The sequence below is a fragment of the Burkholderia sola genome (assembly GCF_905400185.1).
GTDB classification, from domain to species: Bacteria; Pseudomonadota; Gammaproteobacteria; order Burkholderiales; family Burkholderiaceae; genus Burkholderia; species Burkholderia sola.
Window position 1 is genome coordinate 904,492 of sequence record NZ_FR989675.1, and the last position, 25,249, is coordinate 929,740.

At 66.3% G+C, this 25,249-nt stretch carries 25 protein-coding genes and 1 tRNA gene; 11 read left to right on the forward strand and 15 right to left on the reverse strand.

Features of this window, described 5'->3' with window-relative positions:
* Positions 1 to 12: 12 nt before the first annotated feature.
* The 10 genes from KR541_RS04165 to hemN form a co-directional block, all read right to left on the reverse strand.
* Positions 13 to 888 carry an urease accessory protein UreD gene (locus KR541_RS04165; protein ID WP_204383711.1) on the reverse strand — a complete coding sequence of 292 codons (876 nt, stop codon included), beginning with the start codon at positions 886 to 888 and terminating at the stop codon, positions 13 to 15.
* 153 nt (positions 889 to 1,041) lie between these two features.
* On the reverse strand, positions 1,042 to 1,734 hold the full coding sequence (gene urtE / locus KR541_RS04170) for an urea ABC transporter ATP-binding subunit UrtE (RefSeq protein WP_050011644.1): 693 nt from the start codon (positions 1,732 to 1,734) through the stop codon (positions 1,042 to 1,044).
* 4 nt (positions 1,735 to 1,738) lie between these two features.
* Positions 1,739 to 2,596 carry an urea ABC transporter ATP-binding protein UrtD gene (gene urtD, locus KR541_RS04175; protein WP_089488221.1) on the reverse strand — a complete coding sequence of 286 codons (858 nt, stop codon included), beginning with the start codon at positions 2,594 to 2,596 and terminating at the stop codon, positions 1,739 to 1,741.
* Positions 2,593 to 3,780, reverse strand: a complete 1,188-nt coding sequence (gene urtC, locus KR541_RS04180) for an urea ABC transporter permease subunit UrtC (RefSeq protein WP_050011642.1) — start codon at positions 3,778 to 3,780, stop codon at positions 2,593 to 2,595. Before urtC ends, urtD begins: the two co-directional genes overlap by 4 nt.
* Before the next feature lies 1 nt (position 3,781).
* Positions 3,782 to 5,401 carry an urea ABC transporter permease subunit UrtB gene (gene urtB, locus KR541_RS04185; protein WP_050011641.1) on the reverse strand — a complete coding sequence of 540 codons (1,620 nt, stop codon included), beginning with the start codon at positions 5,399 to 5,401 and terminating at the stop codon, positions 3,782 to 3,784.
* Between the two features lie 148 nt (positions 5,402 to 5,549).
* Positions 5,550 to 6,857 (reverse strand): urea ABC transporter substrate-binding protein, encoded by a 1,308-nt coding sequence (gene urtA / locus KR541_RS04190; protein ID WP_089488223.1) that lies wholly within the window; start codon positions 6,855 to 6,857, stop codon positions 5,550 to 5,552.
* Positions 6,858 to 7,214: 357 nt separating this feature from the next.
* Positions 7,215 to 7,538 carry a rhodanese-like domain-containing protein gene (locus KR541_RS04195; protein ID WP_006476692.1) on the reverse strand — a complete coding sequence of 108 codons (324 nt, stop codon included), beginning with the start codon at positions 7,536 to 7,538 and terminating at the stop codon, positions 7,215 to 7,217.
* 14 nt (positions 7,539 to 7,552) lie between these two features.
* A complete protein-coding gene (locus tag KR541_RS04200) occupies positions 7,553 to 8,209 on the reverse strand; it encodes a protein-L-isoaspartate O-methyltransferase family protein (RefSeq protein ID WP_050011639.1) in 657 nt (218 codons plus the stop codon).
* Between the two features lie 104 nt (positions 8,210 to 8,313).
* The gene (locus KR541_RS04205) at positions 8,314 to 8,571 is read right to left on the reverse strand and encodes a hypothetical protein (RefSeq protein WP_059557189.1); all 258 of its coding nucleotides are present in this window, start codon (positions 8,569 to 8,571) and stop codon (positions 8,314 to 8,316) included.
* Positions 8,572 to 8,654: 83 nt separating this feature from the next.
* Positions 8,655 to 10,046: an oxygen-independent coproporphyrinogen III oxidase gene (gene hemN / locus KR541_RS04210; RefSeq protein ID WP_216089385.1), complete on the reverse strand. Its 1,392-nt coding sequence runs from the start codon at positions 10,044 to 10,046 to the stop codon at positions 8,655 to 8,657.
* 180 nt (positions 10,047 to 10,226) lie between these two features.
* Here hemN and KR541_RS04215 point away from each other — a divergent pair, with 180 nt between their 5' ends.
* The 3 genes from KR541_RS04215 (at position 10,227) to KR541_RS04225 (ending at position 12,032) form a co-directional block, all read left to right on the forward strand.
* Positions 10,227 to 10,544: a YkgJ family cysteine cluster protein gene (locus KR541_RS04215; protein ID WP_050011805.1), complete on the forward strand. Its 318-nt coding sequence runs from the start codon at positions 10,227 to 10,229 to the stop codon at positions 10,542 to 10,544.
* Entirely contained in the window at positions 10,541 to 11,122 is a 582-nt protein-coding gene (locus KR541_RS04220; RefSeq protein WP_089488226.1) for a DUF1439 domain-containing protein, read from the forward strand. The genes KR541_RS04215 and KR541_RS04220 overlap by 4 nt, the downstream gene beginning before the upstream one ends.
* A gap of 79 nt (positions 11,123 to 11,201) precedes the next feature.
* Positions 11,202 to 12,032 (forward strand): undecaprenyl-diphosphate phosphatase, encoded by an 831-nt coding sequence (locus KR541_RS04225; protein WP_124556089.1) that lies wholly within the window; start codon positions 11,202 to 11,204, stop codon positions 12,030 to 12,032.
* Between the two features lie 93 nt (positions 12,033 to 12,125).
* Here KR541_RS04225 and trmB read toward each other — a convergent pair whose 3' ends face one another.
* Both trmB and KR541_RS04235 read right to left on the reverse strand, forming a co-directional pair.
* Complete coding sequence (gene trmB / locus KR541_RS04230; RefSeq protein WP_089488227.1) at positions 12,126 to 12,902, reverse strand: tRNA (guanosine(46)-N7)-methyltransferase TrmB; 777 nt, start codon at positions 12,900 to 12,902, stop codon at positions 12,126 to 12,128.
* Positions 12,903 to 13,033: 131 nt separating this feature from the next.
* Positions 13,034 to 13,108 (reverse strand) — tRNA-Gly (locus tag KR541_RS04235).
* Positions 13,109 to 13,506: 398 nt separating this feature from the next.
* Here KR541_RS04235 and KR541_RS04240 point away from each other — a divergent pair.
* The 5 genes from KR541_RS04240 to KR541_RS04260 all read left to right on the forward strand — a co-directional run bounded on the left by KR541_RS04240 (position 13,507) and on the right by KR541_RS04260 (position 21,023).
* A complete protein-coding gene (locus KR541_RS04240) occupies positions 13,507 to 16,278 on the forward strand; it encodes a type VI secretion system Vgr family protein (protein WP_050011634.1) in 2,772 nt (923 codons plus the stop codon).
* The gene (locus KR541_RS04245) at positions 16,275 to 17,747 is read left to right on the forward strand and encodes a hypothetical protein (RefSeq protein WP_050011633.1); all 1,473 of its coding nucleotides are present in this window, start codon (positions 16,275 to 16,277) and stop codon (positions 17,745 to 17,747) included. Before KR541_RS04240 ends, KR541_RS04245 begins: the two co-directional genes overlap by 4 nt.
* Complete coding sequence (locus KR541_RS04250) at positions 17,744 to 18,820, forward strand: Imm71 family immunity protein (protein ID WP_050011632.1); 1,077 nt, start codon at positions 17,744 to 17,746, stop codon at positions 18,818 to 18,820. Before KR541_RS04245 ends, KR541_RS04250 begins: the two co-directional genes overlap by 4 nt.
* A gap of 337 nt (positions 18,821 to 19,157) precedes the next feature.
* Entirely contained in the window at positions 19,158 to 19,502 is a 345-nt protein-coding gene (locus tag KR541_RS04255; RefSeq protein ID WP_006496617.1) for a cupin domain-containing protein, read from the forward strand.
* Positions 19,503 to 19,841: 339 nt separating this feature from the next.
* The gene (locus KR541_RS04260; RefSeq protein ID WP_050011631.1) at positions 19,842 to 21,023 is read left to right on the forward strand and encodes an enolase C-terminal domain-like protein; all 1,182 of its coding nucleotides are present in this window, start codon (positions 19,842 to 19,844) and stop codon (positions 21,021 to 21,023) included.
* Positions 21,024 to 21,059: 36 nt separating this feature from the next.
* On the opposite strand, the gene KR541_RS04265 is transcribed toward KR541_RS04260, so the two are convergent.
* The 3 genes from KR541_RS04265 to KR541_RS04275 all read right to left on the reverse strand — a co-directional run bounded on the left by KR541_RS04265 (position 21,060) and on the right by KR541_RS04275 (position 23,105).
* A complete protein-coding gene (locus tag KR541_RS04265; protein WP_050011630.1) occupies positions 21,060 to 21,602 on the reverse strand; it encodes a chromate transporter in 543 nt (180 codons plus the stop codon).
* Positions 21,599 to 22,210, reverse strand: a complete 612-nt coding sequence (locus KR541_RS04270) for a chromate transporter (protein WP_050011629.1) — start codon at positions 22,208 to 22,210, stop codon at positions 21,599 to 21,601. The genes KR541_RS04265 and KR541_RS04270 overlap by 4 nt, the downstream gene beginning before the upstream one ends.
* A gap of 139 nt (positions 22,211 to 22,349) precedes the next feature.
* Positions 22,350 to 23,105, reverse strand: a complete 756-nt coding sequence (locus tag KR541_RS04275; protein WP_050011628.1) for a DeoR/GlpR family DNA-binding transcription regulator — start codon at positions 23,103 to 23,105, stop codon at positions 22,350 to 22,352.
* Positions 23,106 to 23,186: 81 nt separating this feature from the next.
* Here KR541_RS04275 and KR541_RS04280 point away from each other — a divergent pair, with 81 nt between their 5' ends.
* From KR541_RS04280 to KR541_RS04290, 3 genes are all read left to right on the forward strand, one after another.
* Positions 23,187 to 23,786 carry an NUDIX domain-containing protein gene (locus tag KR541_RS04280; protein WP_089488230.1) on the forward strand — a complete coding sequence of 200 codons (600 nt, stop codon included), beginning with the start codon at positions 23,187 to 23,189 and terminating at the stop codon, positions 23,784 to 23,786.
* Complete coding sequence (locus tag KR541_RS04285) at positions 23,783 to 24,163, forward strand: DUF4406 domain-containing protein (RefSeq protein ID WP_089488231.1); 381 nt, start codon at positions 23,783 to 23,785, stop codon at positions 24,161 to 24,163. The genes KR541_RS04280 and KR541_RS04285 overlap by 4 nt, the downstream gene beginning before the upstream one ends.
* 183 nt (positions 24,164 to 24,346) lie before the next feature.
* Positions 24,347 to 25,216: an SIR2 family NAD-dependent protein deacylase gene (locus tag KR541_RS04290; RefSeq protein ID WP_216089386.1), complete on the forward strand. Its 870-nt coding sequence runs from the start codon at positions 24,347 to 24,349 to the stop codon at positions 25,214 to 25,216.
* The last annotated feature ends 33 nt before the right edge of the window (positions 25,217 to 25,249 follow it).

Below are 25,249 nucleotides of genomic sequence, written 5' to 3' on the forward strand. Positions count from 1 at the left end.
GCGCGACCGCGCTCAGGTTTGCCAGAGGCGCAGCGGCCGTGCGTCGACGCCGTGCACGATCGGCCGCAGGTGCAGCCAGCAGTCGGTGAAGTGGCGTTGCAGCGCTTCCATCGACGTCGACAGCGCGCGGACCAGCACGACGCCGGGTGTCACGCAGGTCGCGCCCGCGCGCAGCGTCGCATCGAACGGCATCCGCGCGGCGAGCGATTCGGCGAGCGCGGCGTCGCACGCGGCGCCGGCGGCCCACAGCGTGCCGTATGCGGGAAAGCCGGCAAGACCCTGCAGCGCGCCGCGCAGCGGGTCGTGCGCATCGAGCAGCGCGCGCTCGGTCCACAGCGGCCGGCCGTCGGCATCGACGAGTGCCGAACCCGACGCGATGCGGCCCGCCGACCACGTTTCGCCGGCCGCCTGCCGGCCGAGCTGCGTCGCGTCCCAGCCGATCGCGCTCGCGCCCGCGCCGAGCGTCACCGTGAAGTCGAGCGCGGCGTGGGCCGCGTCGAAGAACAGGTTGTTCTGCGGCAGCCAGTCGAGCTTCGCGTGCGCGCCGACCGTGATGCCGATGCGCTGCGTCGCGTCGAGCCCGTTCGACTTGTACCACTTGGTCGCGCCGGGCGTCGTGAGCACCGCATGCGTGCCGTCGCCGAGCGCGATGTCGATGTCGAGCCGGTCGCCGCCCGCGACGCCGCCCGGTGGGTGCACGATCACCGCGTGGCAGACCGCGTCGCCTTCCGGGTACAGCGGCCGCTGCACGCGCAACGGGCCGTCGTGCAGCCGGTGCGCGAGCGTCGTGCGCGCACTGTGCCGCTCGAAGCCGAGTTCGAGGCGGCCGCGCCACGACTTGGCGACGGCGGGGCGGGACAGCGGGGCGTGCGAATCGGGGGCGGACATCGGCGGCGAACGGGAAACGAGGAAGCGGGTGCGAAGAACGTGGATGCTACCGGAACAATAATGCAGATGCCGCGTTCGCAGGAAGTGCCGCGTGCGGGCGTCTCGCGAGTCGGCCGTACGTGTTCCCCGCCGTGCCTACCGCCGTGCCTACCGTCACACCGCGATCAACTCGCGCACGCCGTTCGTCTCCATGTCCCGCGCGTCACCCCCCGCGATGACCTCCCCGCGACTCATCACCCAATATCGATCCGCGATCGATCGCGCGAAATCGTAATACTGTTCGACCAGCAGCACGGTCATCTTCGATTCGTCGACGAGCTGGCGCAGCGTGCGCCCGATGTCCTGGATGATCGACGGCTGGATGCCTTCGGTCGGCTCGTCGAGGATCAGCAGCTGCGGCTCGCTCATCAGCGCGCGGCCGATCGCGAGCTGTTGCTGCTGACCGCCCGACAGGTCGCCGCCGCGCCGCGCACGCATGTCCTTCAGCACCGGGAACAGGTCGTAGATGCGATCGGGCACTTTCGACGGCGCCTTGCGGCTCGCCGCACCCACGAGCAGGTTCTCCTCGACGGTGAGCCGCGGAAAGATGTCGCGGCCCTGCGGCACGTACGCGAGCCCGGCCGCGACGCGCGCATACGGCGGCAGTGCGCCGAGCGCGGTGCCGCGCCACGACACGCTGCCGCTTTTCGCGGCGACGACCCCCATCAGGCAGCGCAGCAGCGTGCTCTTGCCGACGCCGTTGCGGCCGAGCAGCACGGTGAGCTTGCCGTCGTCGGCCGCGAGGTTCACGTTGCGCAGGATATGGCTGCCGCCGTAGTACTGGTTCAGCGCTTCGATTTTCAGCATCGCATCATCGTCCGAGGTAAGACTCGATCACCGCGTCGTCGCGCTTGACCTGGTCGAGCGTGCCGTGCGCGAGCACCGCGCCTTCGGCCATCACCGTCACGCGCCCCGTGTCGCCCGCGAGCGCCGCGACGAACTCCATGTCGTGCTCGACGACCATCATCGAGCAGGTGCCGCGCAGCGTGTTCAGCAGCTCGGCGAGTTCCATCGTCTCGTGGTCGGTCATCCCGGCCGCCGGCTCGTCGAGCAGCAGCAGCGCGGGACGCTGCATCAGCAGCATGCCGATTTCGAGCCGCTGCTTCTGCCCGTGCGACAGCTCGCCGGCCGCGCGATACGCTTGGCTTTCGAGGCCGATCAGCGCGAGCGTCTCCTCGATCTTCGCCTGCGCGGTACGGTCGAGCCGCGCGCGCAGCGACGCGAGCCACCCCTTGTCGGTCTGCATCGCGAGTTCGAGGTTTTCCCACACCGGATGCTGTTCGAACACGGTCGGCTTCTGGAACTTGCGGCCGATGCCCGCCCGCGCGATCTCGGGTTCGTTCATCCGCGCGAGATCGATCGTCTGGCCGAGAAACACCTTGCCCGCATCGGGCCGCGTCTTGCCGGTGATGACGTCCATCATCGTCGTCTTGCCCGCGCCGTTCGGGCCGATCACGCAGCGCAGCTCGCCCACGTCGATCGCGAGCGACAATTTCTTCAGCGCGCGAAAGCCGTCGAAGCTTACTTCGATATCCTCGAGATAGAGGATCGTGCCGTGCGACGTGTCGATGCCGGCCGGCACGACGCGCCCCATCGACGCGCTGCCGCTGACGGCGAGCAGCTCGTCCTCGGGCGGCGGCGTGAACTGATAGAGAGCCGTTCCGTTCATGCGCGTTTCCCCTTCGCGAGCACGGTTTCGACGAGGCCCATGATCCCGCGCGGCAGCAAGAGCGGCACGAGCACGAAGATCAGGCCGAGGAAGAACAGCCAGTATTCGGCGAAGTACGCGGTGAAGAAACTTTTCGCGCCGTTCACCGCGAACGCGCCGACGATCGGCCCGATCAGCGTGCCGCGCCCGCCCACCGCGACCCAGATCGCCATCTCGATCGAGTTGCCGGGCGACATCTCGCCGGGATTGATGATGCCGACCTGCGGCACGTACAGCGCGCCGGCGATGCCGCACAGCACGGCCGACACGGTCCACACGAACAGCTTGTACGCGAGCGGGCTGTAGCCGAGGAACATCAGCCGCGTCTCGCCGTCGCGCACCGCGGTCACCACGCGTCCGAGCTTGCTCGTGACGATCGCGCGCGCGGCGACGAACGCGAGCACGAGCGTCGCGAAGGTCAGCAGCAACAGCACCGTGCGCGTGCCCGGCGACGTGATCGAGAAGCCGGCGATGCGCTTGAAATCGGTGAAGCCGTTGTTGCCGCCGAAGCCCGTCTCGTTGCGATAGAACAGCAGCATCGCGGCGAACGTCATGGCCTGCGTGATGATCGACAGGTACACGCCCTTCACGCGCGAGCGGAACGTGAAGAAGCCGAATACCCACGCGAGCACGGCCGGCACGAGCACGACGAGCGCGAGCGCCCACGCGAGATGCTGCGTGCCGCTCCAGTACCACGGCAACTGGTGCCAGTCGAGGAACACCATGAAGTCGGGCAGGTCGCTGCCGTACTTGCCTTCGCGGCCGATCTCGCGCATCAGGTACATGCCGATCGCATAGCCGCCGAGCGCGAAGAACAAGCCGTGGCCCAGGCTCAGGATCCCGCAGTAGCCCCACACGAGATCGAGCGCGAGCGCGGCGATCGCGTAGCACATCAGCTTGCCGGCGAGCGTCATCGTGTACGCGGACAGATGGAACGCGCTGGCTTCCGGCGCGACGAGCGCGGCGAGCGGCACGCCGACGCCGATCGCCACGCATAGCGCGACGAGCGCGAGCCACGCGCGACGCGAGAGCAGCGCGGGGCGGGGCGGCAGGCCGAGCGCGAAGCCGTCCGCCGCGCGCGCGCCGGCAGCGGGCTTCGACGTGTCGGCGACCGGGTTCGAAATCGAATCGGTGTATGAAGTCACGTCAAGCCTCCGCGCTGCGGCCCTTCGGCGCGAACATGCCCTGCGGGCGTTTCTGGATGAACAGCACGATCATCACGAGCACCGCGATCTTCGCGAGCACGGCGCCCCAGAACGGTTCGATCGCCTTGCTCGCGAGGCCAAGCCCGAAACCGCCGAGCACGGTGCCGGCGATCTGCCCGACGCCGCCGAGCACGACGGCCATGAACGAATCGATGATGTAGTTCTGGCCGAGATCGGGGCCCACGTTGCCGATCTGCGACAGCGCGCAGCCGCCGAGGCCCGCGATGCCCGCGCCGAATGCGAACGCATACGCGTCGACGCGGGCGGTCTTCACGCCGACGCACGCGGCCATCCGGCGGTTCTGCGTGACCGCGCGCACGAACAGGCCGAGCCGCGTCTTCGTCAGCACGGCCCACGCGACGAACACCACCGCGAGCGCGAACGCGAGGATCGCGAGCCGGTTGTACGGCAGGATCAGGTTCTGCATCACCGTCACGCCGCCGCTCATCCACGACGGGTTCACGACCTGCACGTTCTGCGCGCCGAACAGCATGCGGGTGGCCTGGATCAGGATCAGGCTCACGCCGAAGGTCGCGAGCAGCGTTTCGAGCGGGCGACCGTACAGGTGCCGCAGCACGAGCCGCTCGAGCACGATGCCGACGAGCGCGGCCACCGCGAACGACACCGGCACGGCGACGAGCGGATACCAGTCGAATGCGCCGGGCGCGTAGCGCTGGATCAGCGTCTGCACGACATAGGTTGCGTACGCACCGATCATCAGGAATTCGCCGTGCGCCATGTTGATCACGCCGATCAGCCCGTACGTGATCGCGAGGCCGAGCGCGGCGAGCAGCAGCACGCTGCCGAGCGACAGGCCGGCGAACACCGTGCCGACGATCTCGCCGCGGCGCTGCAGCGCGTGCAACGTATCGAGCCCTTGTTGCGCGGCGTCGCGCACGCGCGCGTCGGGTTCGGCGAAGCTGCCGTCGGCGTTCTTCGCGACGAGCGGGCGCAGTTGTTCGATCATGTCGAGATCGCTGCGCGCGGCCACCACCTGCGCGGCTTCGAGGCGTTTCGCCGGATCGGCATCGTGCAGCGCGGCGATCGCCCACAGGGCATCGAGACGGCGCTTCAACGCCGGATCGGTTTCCTTTGCACGCGCGCGATCGATCATCGGCTTGAGCGCCGGGTCGGGCGATTTCAGCAGCGCGTCGATCGCGTCGCGGCGCGTGGCCACGTCGGGCGACGCGAGCGCGAGGCCCGACAGCGCGCCGGCGATCTTCGTGCGGAGCAGGTTGTTCAGCATCACCGGCTGCGCATCGCCGGCCGGCGTCGCGGCCTGCGTGAGCGCGTCGTATGCGGTGTCGCCGGACTGGATCAGCAGGTGGCCGTCGCCGGTCGCGAGCGCATCGCCGCTCGACAGCGCGTTGAGCACCGCAACGGCGCGCGGATCGGTGTCGGCGGCGAGCCGTTCGATCGCGGCCGTCTTCGCGTCGAAGTCGTCGCCGGCGAGCGCGGCGGTGTCGGCCGCCGTCAGCGCGAACGCGGCGTGCGGCAGCAGGCCCGCGAGGGCGGCGCATGCCGCGATCGCGCGGGCGGCTCGGCGAAAGCGTGTAGGCATCGGGAAATCCTGTCGGGCGTGGGGGAGCGGAGCGGTGCGACGCTGCGTCGGCGCGGGCGATTCGTCACGGCAAGCGCGGCCGGCGCATCGGCAGCGGGCGGGCAAGCGTGCGGCACGTCGCACACGAAGCGCGACGCGCCGCACGGCATCACGCCAGCGCCGCGCGCTGCCGGCGCAGGAACGCCGGGATCGAGCTGACGACGTCCGGCTTGCCCTGGTTGCCCGCGATGAACGGGCTCCACGGCTGCGCGCGCACGGCCGTCTTCGTTTTCCACACGACGTTGAACTGTCCGTCGCCGCGGATCTCGCCGATCATCACCGGCTTGTGCAGGTGATGGTTGCCGTCCATCGCGAGCGTGAAGCCCGACGGCGCGGCCACCGTCTGGCCGATCATCGCGACGCGCACCTTGTCGACGTCGGTGCTCTTCGCCTTCTCGACGGCCTGCTTCCACATGTGGATGCCGACGTAGGTCGCTTCCATCGGATCGTTGGTCACGCGCTTCGCGCCGCCCGGTAGGTTGTTCGCCTTCACCCATGCGGCGAACTGGTCCTTGAACTTCGTGTTGGTCGGGTTCTTCACCGACATGAAGTAGTTCCACGCGGCGAGGTGGCCGACGAGCGGCTTCGTATCGATCCCGCGCAGCTCTTCCTCGCCGACCGAGAACGCGACGACCGGCACGTCGGTCGCCTTGATGCCCTGGTTGCCGAGTTCCTTGTAGAACGGCACGTTGGAATCGCCATTGATCGTCGAGATCACGGTCGTCTTGCCGCCCTGCGCGAAGGTCTTGATGTTCGCGACGATGGTCTGGTAATCGCTGTGGCCGAACGGCGTGTAGACCTCCTGAATGTCGGCGTCCTTCACGCCCTTCGATTTCAGGAACGCGCGCAGGATCTTGTTGGTCGTGCGCGGATACACGTAGTCGGTGCCGAGCAGGAAGAAGCGCTTCGCGCCGCCGCCTTCCGCACCCATCAGGTACTCGACGGCCGGAATCGCCTGCTGGTTCGGCGCGGCGCCCGTGTAGAACACGTTGCGCGACATTTCCTCGCCTTCATACTGCACCGGGTAGTAGAGCAGCCCGTTCAGCTCCTCGAACACCGGCAGCACGGACTTGCGCGACACCGACGTCCAGCAGCCGAACACGCAGGCGACCTTGTCCTGCGTGAGCAGCTGGCGCGCCTTCTCGGCGAACAGCGGCCAGTTCGACGCCGGGTCGACCACCACCGGTTCGAGCTTGCGACCCATCACGCCGCCGCTCTTGTTGATGTCGGCGATCGTCATCAGCGCGGTGTCCTTCAGCGACGTCTCCGAGATCGCCATCGTGCCCGACAGCGAATGCAGGATGCCGACCTTGATCGGGCCGGTGCCCGCATCGGCCGCGTGCACGAACGGGCTCTTGCCCGCCAGCGCGAGCGCGCCGGCCATCGAACCGAACTTCAACAGACTGCGACGTTTCATCGGGATCCCCTTGTCGTGTTGGATGCGCGTGCGCCGTGGCGGCGCCGGCCATCGTGTAACGCAAGGCATGTGCCAGTCGCGCGGATGCACGCCCGGCGTGCCTGCGCGGGGCACGGGCGGGCACCAGCGGGCATCGGCGCGGTGCGGATGACGCGCCGTGCAGCATGCGCGGTCCGTTGCGGTGCAGACGCACGGGCACAAATGGTGCACGACGGTGCGGCGGCGTCGAAACGCAGGGAAACCGGGGGAGGAAAAGAGAAACGGGCGCGCAGTGCGCGCCCGTTCGGCGGATCGGTGCGGCCGGCGGCGGGGTGCCGGGCGGCGCGGCGGCGCATCATGCGCCGCGGGAAGGATCGATCAGTAGCGCGGCACGGACGGATCGACGTCGCGCGACCACGCGTCGATCCCGCCTTGCAGGTTGTACAGCTTCGTGAAGCCGCGCGATTCGAGGAACATCGCGACCTGCGCGCTGCGCATCCCGTGATGGCACACGCAGACGATTTCCGCTTCGTCGTCGAGCTCTTCGCTGCGCGCGGGAATCTGCTGCATCGGAATCGCCACGCTGCCGGCGATCTGCGCGGTCGCGATTTCCCACGGCTCGCGCACGTCGAGCACGACCGGCGCGGGGCGCGCCGTGTCGCCGAGCCATTCCGCGAGCATCGCGGGCGTCAGGATCTGCATGGAGGCTCCGCCGCTCAGAACTTGAAGCGCGACGGCTCGATCGCGTTGACGAGGTGGTCGATGTACGTTTCGAACACGTCGGCGACGCGGTACTGCTTGTCGTCGATGCGCGTGATGATCTGCGCCTTCATCACCGGACGGCCGCCGACGAACGCCGCCAGGCGGCCGCCGACCTTCAGCTGTTCGAGCATGTCCTGCGGCACGACCGGCAGGCCGCCCGCGACGCAGATCACGTCGTACGGCGCCTTGGCCGCCCAGCCGCGCGAGCCGTCGCCGAGCACGACTTCGGCGTTGGTCACGCCGTCGTTGCGCAGGTTGTCTTCCGCGAACTTCGCGATCGCCGGATCGATCTCGACGGCCGTCACGTGCTGCGCGCGATGCGCGAACAGCGCGGCCAGGTAGCCCGAGCCCGCGCCGATCACGAGCACGTTCTCGTGCTTCTTGACCGCCAGCTCCTGCAGCACGCGCGCTTCGACGCGCGGGAACAGCATCTTGCTCGCGCCGCCCGGCAGCGGCAGTTCGAGATCGGCGAACGCGAGATCGCGGTATTGGGCCGGCACGTAGTTTTCACGCTTGACGATCGACAGCAGGCCCAGGACATCCAGATCCAGCACGTCCCACGGACGGATCTGCTGTTCGATCATGTTGAAACGCGCGTTTTCGATATTCATGGTGTGGTCACGCAGCCAGGTCGGCCATCAGCGGGGATAGAGAAACTTCGTGATTGTACCAAACGGCACGGCCGCGAAGCCTTCAGGCGGCCTGCAACAGACCTTTACCCTTTGCTCTTCTTGATCTGCGCCTCGAACGCGAGGTCGAGCTTGCTCGCCTTGCGCGGTTTTTTGGGGCCAAATTCGTCGACGAACTTGACGAATTCGTCGAGCGGCAGCGGCTCGCAGCGCTTCTCGGCGGTGCCGCTCGAGCGGTCGACGAGATAGAACAGGCCGCCCGCCATCGCGACGGCCGCGAATTGCGGGTTGCCGGAGCGGGTCTTCAGGCGTTCGACCGCGTGGGTCGCTTTGGTGGTGCGCATCTTGGGGGCTGGCGAAGCGGATGTGAGCCTCACACTGTATCAAACCGGTCGCCCGCGTGCGGCCGGCGCCCGCGTGAACCGCCCTAAACCGTGCGCGAGTAGCGCTGCCGCGACGTCTGGCCGAGGTACGCGTCGAACGCCATCGCGATGTTGCGCACGACCATCCGGCCCGCCGGATGGATCGTCAACCGGTCGTGCGCGATCGTCAGCAGCCCGTCGCGCTCGAACGGGCGCAGCGCGTCGAGCTCGCGCGCGAAATGATCGGCGAAGCGGATGCCGTGCGCGGCCTCGACGTGCGAGAACGGCAGTTCGAGGTTGCACATCAGTTGCGTGATCACGTCGCGGCGCAGCCGGTCGTCCGGCGTGAGGCGGACGCCGCGCGCGATCGGCAGCCGGCCCGCGTCGAGTGCGGCGCCGTACGCGGGCAGGTCCTTCGCGTTCTGCGCGTAGACGTCGCCGACCTTGCCGATCGACGACACGCCGAAGCCGATCAGGTCGGTATCCGCGCGCGTGCTGTAGCCCTGGAAATTGCGCTGCAGCGTGCCGTTGCGCTGCGCACGCACGAGTTCGTCGGACGGCCGCGCGAAGTGGTCCATCCCGATGTACACGTAGCCGGCCGACGTCAGCATGTCGATCGCGAGGCCGAGCAGCGCGACGCGCGCTTCCGGCGGCGGCAGCGTCGCATCGTCGATCTGCCGCTGCATCTTGAACAGGTGCGGCATGTGCGCGTAACCGAACACCGACAGGCGATCGGGCGCGAGCTCGATGATCGTCTCCAGTGTGCGTGCGAACACGGCGACCGTCTGGTGCGGCAGCCCGTAGATCAGGTCGACGCTCACCGAATGGAAGCCTGTCGCGCGTGCGGCGGCGAGCAGGTCGGCCGTCATCGCGCGCGGCTGGATGCGGTTGATCGCCTGCTGCACGACCGGGTCGAAATCCTGCACGCCGAGGCTCAGCCGATTGAAGCCGATCGTGCGCAGATGGACGAGCGTCGCCGGCGTGACCGTGCGCGGATCGATCTCGATCGAGAACTCGGCGTCGGCGTCCGGCGCGAGCGCGAAATGCTCGCGTGTGGCCGCCATCAGCTCGGCCGTTTCGTCGTCGGACAGGAAGGTCGGCGTGCCGCCGCCCCAGTGCAGTTGCGTGACGAGGCGCGACGGATCGAACAGCGCGGCCTGCAGCGCCATTTCGCGCTTGAGCTGGTCGAGATACGGGCGCGCACGGCGGCGGTTGTTGGTCGCGATCTTGTTGCAGCCGCAGTAGAAGCACGCGGTGTTGCAGAACGGGATGTGGAAGTACAGCGACAGGTCGCTCGACGAGGCGCCGGGGTCGCCGGCCGCGCGGACGTAGTCGGCCGGATCGAAATCCTCGCGGAACTGCAGCGCGGTCGGGTACGACGTATAGCGCGGCCCGTTCACGCCGTATTTCGTGAGCAAATCGGGACGGAACACCGGGTCGGCAGATCCAGAACGCATGGCGGTCTCGCGCTTTTTTAGATGGTTTCGAGTATAGGAACACGCGGTCGGGCTGCATTGTGTAATAACGTCGCAGCCGGCGATGGCACAATGCGGGGTGGGGCTGCCGGACGCCGCGTCCGGTTGCCGCATCGTTTTGGGTTGTTCGTTGTTCGTCGAGAGAGCCGAGTGTCCGTCGAAATGCCTGTCCGCGCGGCGCCCGCCGACGTCCCGCCGCCGCATGCGTGCCGCGAGGGCTGCGGCGCGTGCTGCATCGCGCCGTCGATTTCCAGCCCGATTCCGGGCATGCCCGACGGCAAGCCGGCGGGCGTGCGCTGCGTGCAGCTCGGCGACGACCTGCGCTGCATGATCTTCGGCCGGCCCGAGCGCCCCGCGTGCTGTGCCGGGCTGCAGCCGTCCGCCGACATGTGCGGCGCGTCGCGCGACGACGCGCTCGCGTGGCTCACGCGCCTCGAGGCCGCGACGCGGCCGGCGCATCCAGGAGAGAAATCAGCATGACCGTCCCTCGCGCGCCCGGCCGGCGCCGTTTTCTCGCTGCCGCCATTGGCGCCGTCGGCGTGTGCGTATCGCTTGCCGCGTGCGCGTCGACGTTCCCGTTCATCCCCGATCACTACACGTTCTCGCGCGGCGACGTGCAGAAGGCCGTTGCGCGGAAGTTTCCTTACCAGAAGACGGTCGCCCAGGTCGTCGACGTGTCGCTCGCGAATCCGGCCGTCAACCTGCTGCCGGACCAGAACCGCGTCGCCGTGCAGCTCGACGCGAACTTCGTGAGCCCGTTCCTGCGCGGGCCCGTCAGCGGCAAGTTCACCGTGTCGGGCCAGCTCGCGTACGACGCGCCGAGCCGCTCGGTCGTGCTGAAGGCGCCGGCCGTCGACAGCCTCGCGCTCGACGGCGACGCGCAGATGTACGCGCAGCAGGTGGGCGCGGCCGCCGGCCTGCTCGCGACGCAGCTGCTGACCAACTATCCGATCTACACGTTCAAGCCGGAACAACTGCAATTTGCCGGAGTGAACTACGAACCCGGTACAATTACGATCCTTACAAACGGCATACGCGTGGCGATCGTCGAAAAGTGACGACGGGGCGCGCACGGCCGGGTGGGCCGCGCGCGCAAGAGTGGCCTTTTCTTTCGACCATTTCGGAGTTGGGCCACGGATGGACTGGATCCTGATCTGCAAGGCATTGATCCTCGGCGTCGTCGAGGGGCTGACGGAATTCCTGCCGGTGTCGAGCACCGGTCACCTGATCGTCGCGGGCAGCTTCCTGAATTTCAACGATTCGCACGCGAAGACGTTCGACGTCGTGATCCAGTTCGGCGCGATCCTCGCGGTCTGCTGGGAATACCGGCAGCGGATCGTGTCCGTCGTGTCCGGGCTGCCGAGCCGGCCCGATGCGCAGCGCTTCACGCTGAACGTCGTGATCGCGACGATTCCCGCGATCGCGCTCGGCCTCCTGTTCGAGAAGAAGATCAAGGCCGTGCTGTTCTCGCCGGTGCCCGTCGCGTTCGCGCTCGTCGTGGGCGGCGCGATCATCCTGTGGGCCGAGGCGCGGCAGCGCGAACGCGGCGAGCCGCCGCGCGTGATGTCGGTCGACGCGCTGACGCCGCTCGACGCGCTCAAGGTCGGACTCGCGCAGTGCTTCGCGCTGGTGCCCGGCATGTCGCGCTCGGGCTCGACGATCATCGGCGGGATGCTGTTCGGTCTCGACCGACGCGTGGCCACCGAATTCTCGTTCTTCCTCGCGATTCCGATCATCTTCGGCGCGACGCTCTACGAAACCGTGAAGGACTGGCAGGCGTTTACCGTCGATTCGCTCGGCCTGTTCGTGCTCGGGCTCGTGTCGGCGTTCGTCAGCGCGTTCGTGTGCGTGCGCTGGCTGTTGCGCTACGTCGCGACGCACGATTTCACGGTGTTCGCGTGGTACCGGATCGCGTTCGGACTGTTCGTGTTGCTGGTGGGTTACAGCGGCTGGCTGAACTGGGCGTGAGGCTGGCGAGCGGTCGATGCGCCGCTCGATGAAAAAATCCCGACCGGCGCGAGACGCCGGTCGGGATTTTTTATGCTGCGCAGGGTGGGACGCTCAGCTTGCGCGCTTGCGGAACACCAGGTCCCACACGCCGTGGCCGAGCCGCAGCCCGCGCCGTTCGAACTTCGTCACCGGGCGGTAGTCGGGGCGCGGCGCGTAATCGGCGGCCGTGTTTTCGAGCGTCGGTTCCGCGCCGAGCACTTCCAGCATCTGCTCCGCGTAGTTCTGCCAGTCGGTCGCGCAGTGAATGTACGCACCGGGCTTCAGGCGCGACGCGAGATGCGCGACGAGCGGCGGCTGGATCAGCCGGCGCTTGTGGTGACGCGCCTTGTGCCACGGATCGGGAAAGAAGATGTGGACGCCGTCGAGGCTTTCCGGCGCGATCATGTGCTCGAGCACCTCGACCGCGTCGTGCTGGATGATGCGGATGTTCGATAGATCCTGCTCGCCGATCAGCTTCAGCAGCGCGCCGACGCCCGGCTCGTGCACCTCGACGCCGAGGAAGTCATCGCCCGGGCGGTGCGCGGCGATTTCCGCGGTCGACGCGCCCATCCCGAAACCGATCTCGAGGATGCGCGGTGCACTGCGGCCGAAGATCGCGTTCCAGTCGGGCAGTTCCGGCGCATACGGGACGACGAAGCGCGGGCCGAATTCGTCGAGCGCGCGGCGCTGGCCGGTCGACACGCGGCCGGCGCGCGTCACGAAGCTGCGGATGCGGCGGCGGTGCAGCGGGTTGACTTCGTCGGCGCCTTCCGTGGCCTGGTCGGCTTCGTCGGGAATGGCGTCGTCGTGCGGCGGAAGGCCGGCTTCGTTCGGATCGTCGTGCATCATCGGTACAGAGAATGGCTCGGTTCGGGCGAGGGCCCGTTGCGCAGCAATGCTGCCGGGCGATTCGGCGCATGGTACAAAAAAGCCGCCTTCGACGAGGCGGCTCATGCGCAGGCTGTCGTGCAGCCGGAAAGTGGAGCGGGCGATGGGAATCGAACCCACGTCATCAGCTTGGGAAGCTGAGGTAATGGCCATTATACGACGCCCGCAGAACTGGCGATTCTACAGGGGGTTGGGTGGGGATGGCAAGCGGGTGGTTCGGGGCGGTCGTAGCGAAACTGGCATGGCTCGATGCTGGAGCGGTGGCGTCGCCGGCCGTGTCGGGTGAGCGCCTCGCTATTCACGCGATCCACAATCAGGCGGAACGCACATTCCTTCGGCGCGCTGTCGCATCGGGCCGAATCTCAACGGCCCAACGGATGAGTCGAATACGCCTCTTCAAGCGATTCGTGCTTGAACGCCGGGTTCGATAAATTGCTGGCCTCAGCGGGCTGCGTTCTCATGATTTGCCGGCTCCGCTACAATTCCGCCGACAAAACCGGGGAGCCGTCCTCGTGAGAGCGCAAGCCATCCTTAGGCTTGCAACAAATAAGAAGATGGATAACGCATGAACATGACTGAATTCGCTCAGGCAATTCGTGGTGGCCTGATCCAGCAAGACCGCTTGCTCAAGACGGACATCCCGTCGTTGCCGGACAACGCGCTCATACCGCGCCGGGTCGTGACCTGTTCCGAGCTCGGTCGCGACTTCAGCGTCACGCTCGACATGGTATCCACGGCAGGCGACATCGAACTCAAGGCGTTGATCGCTCAACCGATGACGCTTTGGATTCAGCAGGCGAACCGGTCTTATCTACCAGTCAACGGTTATATCCACACGGCCCGCAGGCTGGGCGACGACGGTAGCCTTTCCAGCTATCAACTGGTCGTCGCGTCATGGATGTACTTCCTCAAATTTCGGCGCGATATGCGGTACTGGCAGGACAATAGCGCCGACCGCATCATCGCCGACGTATTCGATACGCATCCGCAGGCGCGTGGACAGTATCAGTTTGCGTTGTCGAAGCCTCTGCCTTCGCGTTCGTACTGCCGTCAGAGCGAAACCGACTGGAATTTCGTCCATCGGCTGATGGAAGAGGAGGGCCTGTACGGTTTTTGGCGCCAAGGTGAGGACGGCAAGTCGCATACGCTGGTCGTGACCGATGATATTTATGCATTGGACGAGGTGTCGCCCAACCCGATCAGATTTAATAGATCGGGCACCGGCAGCGACACGGATGCATTCACGCAGTGGGCGGCTTCGCGGACTTTGCAAAGCACCGTCCATACGACCCGCACGTTTGACTACAAGGCGCCGTCGTCCGCCGACAGCCCGAGCGGTACGACGTTGCCGACGAAGGCCGGTCAGGGAAATTTGCCGGAACGGGCCGAAGTCTACGAATACACGGGCGCCTACACCTATGGACGTCATGACCGAGGTGAGCAGCTCTCGAGAATTCGTCTGGAAGAATGGGAGTCGCGCGCCAAGCGATTCGTCGGGATGGGGGGCGTGCGAGGCATCGACGCCGGCCAGCGCTTCAGATTGACGGGCCATCCGGACCACGATCGCGATTCGACCGAGCAACGCGAGTTTGCTGCGATCAAGGTTCGACGCTACATCGAGAACAACCTGCCGCTGTCGAATCAGGAAACCAGCTTTCCCCATAGCATGCAAGCCGACCTGGAGCGTGCGAAGACGGGGTACGCGGGCGAGTCCGTCCACCACGATGACGGTTCGGCCGGCTTCTATTTGATCGAAGTCGAAGTCCAACGCACCACGGTTCCGTATCGCAGTCCGTTCGAACATTTGAAGCCCGACATGCATCTCGAGACAGCGATCGTCGTGGGGCCACCGGGAGAAGAAGTCCATACCGACGAATTGAACCGTGTGAAAGTGATGTTCGTCTGGGATCGGCAGAACCCGGGAGATGCCGGTGCTTCGTGTTGGGTCAGAGTAGCGCAATCGGATACCGGTGGCGGCTACGGCGGCGTGCATATTCCGCGAGTCGGCGAGGAAGTCATCGTCGGCTATGTCGGCGGCGATTGTGATCGGCCGATCGTGCTGCATCGCGTCTACAACGGTGCGGTCAGTCCGCAATGGCATAGCAACGGGATCCTGTCGGGCCATCGCTCGAAAGAGTATGGCGGCAGCGGCTATAACCAGATAGTGATGGACGACGCGACCGGCCAGAACCGCGTGCAGTTAATGAGCAGCAGCGCAAATAGTTTGCTGCATCTGGGCTATCTCATCGAACAAAGCGGCAATACGCGCGGTGCTTATGTCGGATCGGGCTTCGATCTGCGGACGGATGCATACGGCGCCGTGCGTGCTTCGCAGGGGCTGTATGTTTCGACGTATCCGAAGTCGGCGAACAGTCAGTCGCTCGACGTTCGCGAAGCGCAACAGCAGCTCGTCAATGCCGAGAGCATGATCGAGGCAATGTCGCAGGTAAGCACGATGCATCAGGCGGAAAGCCTGGGAGAGGGGCATGACGCGCTGAAGACGTTTACCGATGCGACGCAAAGCAGCGTGCAAGGCTCGCAGTCGGGAGGGCGGACGGCGGGAGGCGGTGCCGGGAGTGTGAACGCGTTCAAGACACCCGTCATGCTGGTGGCGAGTCCTTCCGGTATCGCGCTGTCGACGCAGGCATCCGTGCATGTGTCGAGCGATCAGCAAACGAATCTGGTGAGCGGCCAGAGCACGTTCATCGCCAGCGGGAAGTCGTTGGTGGCGAGTGTGGCGGAGAAGATCAGCCTGTTTGTGCAAAACGCCGGGATGAAACTGATCGCGGCCAAGGGAAAGGTCGAGGTTCAGGCGCATTCGGACACTATCGAAGTGACGGCCCAGAAAGCCGTCAAGGTCCTGTCGGCTACGGAGAATATCGAGGTGGCGGCGCAGCAGGAGATTCTACTTACCTCGGGGGGCGCCTATATCCGGCTCAAGGGCGGCAACATCGAGATTCACGCGCCTGGGAAGATCGATGTGAAGGGGGCGCAGCATGCATTCAGCGGGCCGACGCGGATCGACTATCCGCTGTCGCCTGCGCCAACGTCCCGCGGTGCTGCAGCGCTGCAATACCATTACCACGACGACACGCCCGTGCAGGGCGCCAAGTTCACCATCCACTACGACAGCGGAGCCACCTTCTCCGGCGTCGTCGACAACAACGGCATGGCTGATCTGACGGGTGCTCCGCAAGGACCGGGGCGCATCGAGTTGGGTGAGGACAGCCGACCCTACGAAATCAAGGCGACCGAGAAAAACCCCAGCTACAAGGCTCATTGGGACGAGTTCGACATGCAAGCCACCCTGGACCGGATGCAAGGAGGTCGGGCATGAGCAGCAGTTGGGTCAGCCAGGCGGCATCCGAGGTCGGCGACTATCTGTGGAGCGGCGCCACTGCAGTCGGCGACACCGTCGTCGGCGCGGTCGCGGGGGAGTTCTCGCAAAAGCGCAATACGGGCGCCATCATCGTCGATGCGGTCATCAGCATGTTCCCTGTCGCCGGAGAAATTACGGCGGCGCGCGACGCGATCGCCATCGCGCTTCGCATGTGCGACGACCCGAAGGTTCGCGACGACGGGTGGGAGTGGGTGGCGCTCGTGCTTTGCCTTGTCGCGGTCGTTCCGGTGGTCGGAGGTTTGCTCAAGGGCATAGGCAAGTTGTTGATGCGAGCGGTCAGCAAATCCGAAGATCTGGTCAAGCTATGCCAGGAAATCCTGGCCCTGATCCGCAAGGCAGGGTTTGGCAATGCAGTGGAGTGGTTCAGGCAACTGGACTTCAGCAAGTATCAGTTTGTCGTTCGCAACGCGTTCGGCATGCTGCTGGATCGCATCGGCAAGGCGCTGAATTTTATTCTGAACCGGCTCGGGTCGGTTATCCCGGCGCGGGTGGCGAGTTATATCCGGAAGCTGCTGCCGATGCTGGAGGAACTGCGCAAGCTGGGAGACACGAAAATCGCGCTTGCCTTCAAGGACCTGATGCGCTTGCTGGAGCGCGTGCGGGGCCATCTGGTCGAGGGCACCTGGGCGGATGTGAAGGTGGGAGGCGGCACGACTCGGACGATGACCGAGGAGGCACGCTTGGCTCATCTGGCCGAGGACACGAAAAGCCTCGGGCACAAGCCGATGACCGTCAAGCAATACGTGCATAAAGAAGGGTGGCCCGACCTTCGCAACTGGGAAGAAGGGGAGGCTATAGGTACGTTCAGCGCCAAGGTGCCGCTTGAAGCGATTACTGAGGCACCGGGTCAGATGATGATTCGTGTGGTCGACACTCGTTACCTGAACAAGCCATGGACAATTCCAGGCAAATTTTGGACCGATAGCCTAGCTCCCAACGGGCTTTGGTGGCGTATACGAAGCGCGATCAAGCACGCTTGGAGCATGAATGGCAGCTATGTGAAGATGCAGGTGCCGACGCGCGAGGCGATGGAGAAGCTCGGCATCGAAGTGCCAGCTGGATGGGACGGGATGCGCCTATGGAAGGGGCGGATTGCTGAACAATGGGACAACGAAAAAGAGGTTGCCACCATGCGTTTGCTGGTTGGGGGCGACCTTCAATTCTTCGTGGATTTTGAGCACTCTTCCAATGCACCCGTGAAAAAATGGATAGAAGCGCAGCTTGCGAACGGGCAACTCAACGCGCTTCGGACGCATTGGACCGACGTTAAGCTACCCGATCAAGCAACCGCGCGCGCGCTCATGCTGGCCGAGCGCGAGCGATCGGCCAAGATCAGACAGGAAGGTTACGCGCGGAGAGCGGTAGCCGATGCGGGCAAACAATCGACGGACGAACAGGCTCCATGATGTTGAATATTTTGACCATGACCCCCGAGCAGGAACAGGATGCGCGAGCAAAGGCGTTTTATCTGCTCAAGAAATGGACGAGCTTCACGTTCCTGGAATACGCCGTTGGACTATATCGGGACTTTCTCGGCGCGTACGCACAACAACTGGATACACCGAGCCCCAATCAGGTGGAGCTTGAGGAAGCCTACATACATGATTTCCTGGGGGCACTGGTGCAAATGGATCTGGGCATCGATGCATTGCGCCGAGGTCTTGATAAACGGGCAGCATACGACGCGCTGATTATAGGAAGTCAGCAAGGTGGTGACCTGTTGTTTGGACGGAGTGCGCTTGAAATCGGTCGTAAATACGATCCGTTTTTTCATTCACTGGGACTAAAGGACACCAACTTTTCGGACCCGGTGTATGCCACTGGGTTCGCGGAGGGAGTGTGGATCGAGAGATTGATTTGCTACGCGCTCAAGTGCACGGTCGGATTCGGTTTTACCGGGATGCTTGCATACGGCACACGTGCGGACGGCGGGACCCGCGTTTTTGAGCACTGGACCTATGAATCCATGTTCGAAGATGCACCCCTTCCGGCTTGGCGATATTGGCCACCCGGTCGCACCTATCCCGCCTCGCTTCCCCCCTGTCCGCCCAAGAACGAATCCGCAAGCGGCGAGGTTTGCAGCGATCAGGAGATTCCTGTCGAGGGTATTTGGGAGCCCTGGTTTCCGGCTGGCAAGGTTGGATGTCCGAGTTACTTCCTCAAGGGCAGTATCGCCCACAAGTACCTGTTGGAAGGCACCAACGACGAACATGTGGTGCGCTGGCGGCTGTTGTGGGAAGACAAGCGTTATCGGGACGGCAGCATTCCGACAGAGGAGGAAACCTACTTCCCCAAGCCTGTCGCGCAACCCAGGCTACGTGTTCTGCCCGGGGAGCCTTGTCCGCGCGCCGGCTATTGGCAAAGCCCTGCCGTCAAAGATTTGGTTTATGTCGAGGCCGGAACGCCTATGCCAGGGCCTCAACGCACAGCATGGGGAATGGTCATTTGGCATTACTCAGATCCTCAGCCGGACAATTGAGTCGCGGTTGGGACAAGGGCCTGTCGCTCGGCGTCGGCGAATCGGTGTGCGTCGTTGGCAGAAGCAACTTCAACTGGAGTGCCAAGGCGCCACGCAACAGGGCAGATGGTTTGTGCGGTTACCGGTATGGCGTGCTGCCGCTCGTACGGTAGCGGGCACGAGCCCAGCATCTCGGCCGTGAACGAATGACACTATGCGAGCACGTCGATTGCAACGTGCGGCGGCACGCCAGTCAATGTCGAAAATAGACGCGTCGGCGTCGGAAGCATACAAGCCCAGCTAAAGCTTTCGAACTAACGTGACAGGTCTCTCATACGATCGTTAGCCTGGAGCCGACATGTCCGATTTCATCACCGTTCTGCGCAAAACCTGCCCGACGCCTGTCCTTGATGCGACCAAGTGGAAGCGCATTGGCGGCGATCCGCACACCGTGAACCTCAACGCGTACGTCTCGAAGGACGGCAGCAAGATCATGGGCACGTGGATCTGCACGCCGGGCAAGTTCGAGGTGAATTACGAAAAATGGGAGTACTGCCACTTCCTCGATGGTTACTGCATCATCACGCCGGAAGGTGAGGAGCCGCAGCATCTGAAAGCCGGCGACGTGTTCGTGATCGAACCCGGCATGAAAGGGACGTGGGAAGTGGTGGAGACCGTGCGCAAGTACTTCGTCTTCGCCTGAGCGGGCGGTCGATTCTATCCAACCCCTGCATACCGTCATCGCCCCACCTCTTCGCGGTTCACGAAGCCGGGAGGGGCGAGCGAGGATTCCGGTTCAATAAAAGTCGTCCCGGGTTCGGAAACAGCGCGCTGAGGGCAGCCACAGGCTTGGCGCGCTTCGTTATCCAGCCGCAATCCATGACGAATTGAACGCACGGTTGTCCGGCGACGACACGATGACGCTCGCCACCGGTCCTGCACATCGTCACGCAAACCCCTAAGATGCAGCGATCCGCCCACCGCTTCCGCTGCCGCGCATGAACCTTCCGCCTGCGCCGGACGCCCCTCCGGAGCCCCGACCATGCGCATCACCGCGATCCACGAACGCGCGATTCCCGTATCCCGCTATGCCGATCCGGCGATTCCGTCCGGCGGCCTGACGACGAGCGTCGTCGCGGTCGTGACCGACGTCGTGCGCGACGGCCGCCCGGTGACGGGCTACGGCTACGCGTCGATCGGCCGCTTCGCGCAGGGCGGCCTGATCCGCGAACGGTTCGCGCCGCGCCTGCTGGCTGCCGCCGACTCACTCGCCGACGAAGCCGGCACGAACCTCGACCCGTTCCCCGCATGGCGCGCGATGATGGCCGGCGAGAAGCCGGGCGGGCACGGCGAACGCTGCGTCGCGGTCGGCACGCTGGACATGGCGATCTGGGACGCCGCCGCGAAGATCGCAGACCTGCCGCTGCACCGCTTTCTCGCCGACCGCCTCGGACGCACGGCGCCGCCGCGCGTGCGCGTGTACGCAGGCGGCGGCTACCGCTATCCGCATGACGATCTCACGCGCCTGTCGGACGAGATGCGCCGGATCGTCGATCTCGGCTACACGCACGCGAAGATCAAGATCGGCGGCGCGGATTTCGAGCAGGACCGGCGCCGCATCGACGCCGCGGCCGCACAGCTCGCCAGCCCTTCGCATCTCGCAGTCGACGCGATGAACACGTACGACGCGACGACGGCCTACGAGGCGGCGAACATGCTTGCGCCGTTCGATCTCTGGTGGTTCGAGGACATCTGCGATCCGCTCGACCTGCCGCTCCAGGCAGACGTCGCCACGCGATACGCATCGCCGATCGCGGCAGGCGAAGCGCTGTTCTCGCTCGCGGAAGCGAAGCTGCTCGACCGTTACGGCGGCCTGCGTGCCGACCGCGACGTGCTGGTGTTCGATCCCGTGCACAGCTACGGGCTGTCGGGCTATCTGCAGATCGTCGATCACTTCGTGTCGCGCGGCTGGCGGCGCGACGCGTTCTGGCCGCACGCCGGTCATCTGTTCTCGCTGCACGTCGTCGCGGCGCTCGGGCTCGGCGGGGCGGAAGTCAGCCCGTTCGCATTCCATCCGTTCAGCGGACTGGCCGATGGCGAAAACGTTGACGCGGGACACGCACGCGTACCGCAGGCGCCGGGCATCGGATTCGAGCTGCATGCCCACGCGCACGACGCGTTCCGCGCGATATCGGAATCGGTGCCGGTGTTTCGCGGCGTCTAGGCGCTCAGGTAGCGACGCGAAGGCGGTGGCGCCGTGCTACGTCCCCCCGAGCGCACGCAAGCCGACGAGCAGCAGCGCGCCGATCGCGATCAGCAGTAGCGCATGAACGCGCGTGTAGATCACGCACAGCGTCGACGCCACCGCGATCGCGCGGGCGGCCCAGCCGCCGTCGAGCGCCTGCACCAGCACCCACACCGATGCGAGGATCATGCCGGCCGCGACCGGGCGCAGGCCGGCTTCGAGCGCGATCTGCCAGCGCGCGCCCCGGTGCCGTCGCCACAGGTGCGCGACGCCGTAGATCAGGAACGCGGTCGGGCCGAACAGCGCGAGCGTCGCGATCACCGCGCCCCAGAAACCGGCCACCTGCCAGCCGATCAGCGTCGCCAGCAGCGAGCCGGGGCCAGGCGCCATCCGTGCGATCGCGAAGTCGTTCACGAATTGTGTTGCGCTCATCCAGTGATGCACGTCGACGACCTGCCGCTGGATATCCGCGATGACCGCCTGCCCGCCGCCGATCGTCGCAATCGACAGCGGCGCGAACACGCCGAACAGTGCTGCGTAACGTGCGGACGCATTCATCGCGCGTCGCTCCCGGCCGGCGCGGCGACCGCACGGCGGTATTCGAGCGCGACGCTCAGCGTGCCGCCGATCAGCACGGTCCACACGAGCGGCCAGTGCAGCACCGCAACCGACACGAACGTGAGCGTCATCACCGCGAACGGCAGCACGCGGCGCGGCAGCCGGCGCACCGCGGTAATCGCCATCGAGATCGACAGCCCGATCGCCGCGGCCGCCGCGCCGGCGAGCGCGACGTGCGTGAGCGGAAAGCGCGCGAGCGTCGAGAATGCGACGCCGAACAGCACGATCAGCACGGCCGGCGGCGCGATGATGCCGATGAAGCCGGCCACCGCGCCGCGCCATCCGGCGAGCCGGTAGCCGATCCAGATCGCGAGGTTCTTCACGTTGACGCCCGGTAACGCCTGCGACAGCGCGAGACCGTTGAGGAACGCCTCTTCGTCGAGCCAGCGTCGCTCGTGGACGAAATCGCGCATCATCCGCCCGCTGAGCCCGCCGCCGAAGCTAGTCAGGCCGATCTGCGCGAACGCGATGAACAGCGCGAGGATGCCCGGCGGCGGTGCGTCGCCGGCGGGCGGTGCCGAGGGCGTCGTGGAGGAGGGCGAGGGCATCGGGCGGTTGGCACGTGGCGATCGGGCGATCGCCCATGTTAGCAAGCGGCGCCTGTCAGCACGCTGACATCGACTCGGGTGCCTGCGCGACGACACTTCGCAACCGAGCCGGCAAGCGCGAATACCAACGCCCCGCGCGCTACGCGCGCACCACCGTCACACCCGCGGCCTCGATCGGCTTCGTCAGCGCGGCGTCGGTTTCCTTTTCGACGACGATCGTCTGCGCCAGCGTGATGTCGCCGATCACGAACTGCGATGCCGCGCGCAATTTCGACTGCGACGCGAGCACGACCGTCTCGGCCGCGCGTTCGGCCAGCGCGCGCTTGATCGCCGCTTCCTCGAAATCGCCGGTGCTCAGGCCGGCGACCGGATGCACGCCCGTGACGCCCATGAAATACAGGTCCGCATGAATGCGCGCGATGCCTTCCATCGCTGCCGCACCGACCGCGACGATCGAATGCTTGTAGAGCCGCCCGCCGATCAGGATCACGTCGATCGACGGATGCGCGGCGAGCGCCACCGCGACGCTCGGGCTGTGCGTGACGATCGTCGCGCGCAGGTCGGCCGGCAACTGGCTGACGAGGAGCGCCGAGGTCGTGCCGCCATCGACGATCGCCACCTGCCCGGGCGCGATCATCTGCGCGGCCCGCCGTGCGATGCGCCGCTTCTCCGTGGTTTCGAGCGTCTCGCGCTGCGCGAACGGCGCGACGGCCGGCGACGCCGGCAGCGCGCCGCCATGCACGCGCTGCAACAGCCCCTCGGCCGCGAGCTCGCGCAGGTCGCGGCGCACCGTGTCTTCGGACACGCCGAATTGCACGCTCAGCTCGGCGGCCAGCACCTGGCCGTCGCGCGCGAGCGCGTCGAGGATCGCCTTCTTGCGTTGCGTCGTCAGCATCGTGTTTGCACGAAAATTCTTGAAATTGCACGAATGTGCACGTTACCATGGGCGCCGTCCTTTGTCGAACCGGAGGCTGCAATGGCTGCAACGCGGGAGCGGGTGCGCATCGTCGATACGACGGTGCTGTCCGACGACTGGTATGTGCTGCGCAAGGTGACGTTCGATTTCCTGCGCCGTGACGGCACGTGGCAGCGCCTGAGCCGCGAGACCTACGACCGCGGCAACGGCGCGACAATCCTGCTGCGTCATGCCGAAACGGGCGACGTGCTGCTGACGCGCCAGTTCCGGATGCCGGCGTTCGTGAGCGGACACGACGGCATGCTGCTCGAAGCGGCCGCCGGCCTGCTCGACGACGAAACGCCCGAGGCGCGCATCCGCGCAGAGGCCGAGGAGGAGACCGGCTATCGCGTGCGCGGCGTGCGCAAGGTGTTCGAGGCGTTCATGAGCCCGGGTTCCGTGACGGAGAAGCTGCATTTCTTCGTCGGCGAATACGATGCGTCGCTGCGCACCGGCGCGGGCGGCGGCGTCGCGGAAGAGGGCGAGGATCTGGAGGTCGTCGAGATGCCGCTGCGGGCGGCGCTGGACGCGGTCGAGCGCGGCGAGATCGTCGACGCGAAGACGATCATGCTGCTGCAGTACGTCGCGCTGCGGGAAACCGCCGGCGCACGCGCCGCATGACGCCGCGGCTCGTGCTGATCGCCGGCCCGTATCGCAGCGGCACGGACGGCGACCCCGCGCGCATCGCCGCGAACCTGCACCGGCTGGAAGCGGCGGCGCTCGCCGTGTATCGCCGCGGGCACGTGCCGATGATCGGCGAATGGGTGTCGTTGCCGCTCGCGGCCGCGGCCGGGTCGACGCAACTGGGCGACGCGATCGGCGAAACGTTCCTGTATCCGGCCGCGCACCGGCTGCTGCGACGCTGCGATGCGGTACTGCGCATCGATGGCGCGTCGCGCGGGGCGGATGCGGACGTCGCGCTCGCGCGGCAACTCGGCAAGCCGGTCTATTTCGCGGTCGACGAGATCCCGGTTGCACACGACGAATCGGCTCACTGAGCAAGCATGGGCGCCGCGTCGCGGTATCGCCGGTGCGGCGCTTGCGGACGGCGGGCCATTGCATTGCCGGTCGCCGCACGTGCGCCGCGCTACACAGTTGCGTCGCCGATGCGGCGCGACGCCCGAACCGGCGTATGATCGCCACGCCACTCGCGCAACGTTCGACGCCACCGCTTTCCCATCATGCCGCTTTCCGGTCCCGCAGATCTCGCCGACTCCGCCGCCGCGCCGCTTCCTGCCGAGCTCGTCGCGTCCGCCGTCGCCGCACTCGCGCGTGCCGATGCATTGCTCGTCACGGCCGGCGCGGGCATCGGCGTCGATTCCGGACTGCCCGATTTTCGCGGCACGGACGGTTTCTGGCGCGCGTATCCGGCGCTGCGCTACGAGCGTTTCGAATTCCACGAGATCGCGTCGCCGCACGCGTTTCGTGCGCGTGCGGCGCTCGCGTGGGGCTTCTACGGGCACCGTCTCGCGCTCTACCGCGCGACGGCGCCGCATGCGGGCTTCGCGATCCTGCGCCGCTGGATCGACGTGATGCCGAACGGCGGCTTCGTGCTGACGAGCAACGTCGACGGCCAGTTCCGGAAGGCCGGTTTCGATCCGGCGCGCATCGTCGAGATCCACGGCTCGATTCATGCGATGCAGTGCCTGCGCCCGTGCACAGACGCCACGTGGGACGCGGCGCCGTTCGTGCCGGAGGTCGACGAAGCGACGTGCCGCCTCGTGGGCGACATGCCGCGCTGCCCGCACTGCGGCGGTCTCGCGCGGCCCAACATCCTGATGTTCGGCGACACCGGCTGGCTCGGTGCGCGCTACGACGCGCAGGAACGCGTGCTCGAAGAGTGGATTGCGCAGGCCGGGCGCGTCGCCGTGGTGGAGATCGGCGCGGGCACCACGATTCCGACCGTGCGCTTGCTGAGCGAACGGCTCGGCGCCGACGTGATCCGCATCAACGCGCGCGACGCGCATGCGCGCCGGGCGGACGTGATCGGGCTGAAGGGCGGTGCGCTGGCGACGCTGAACGCGCTCGACCGCGCGTGGCGCGGCGGCTGAACCGCGCGCCACGAGGCGACCGACCGGGGCCGC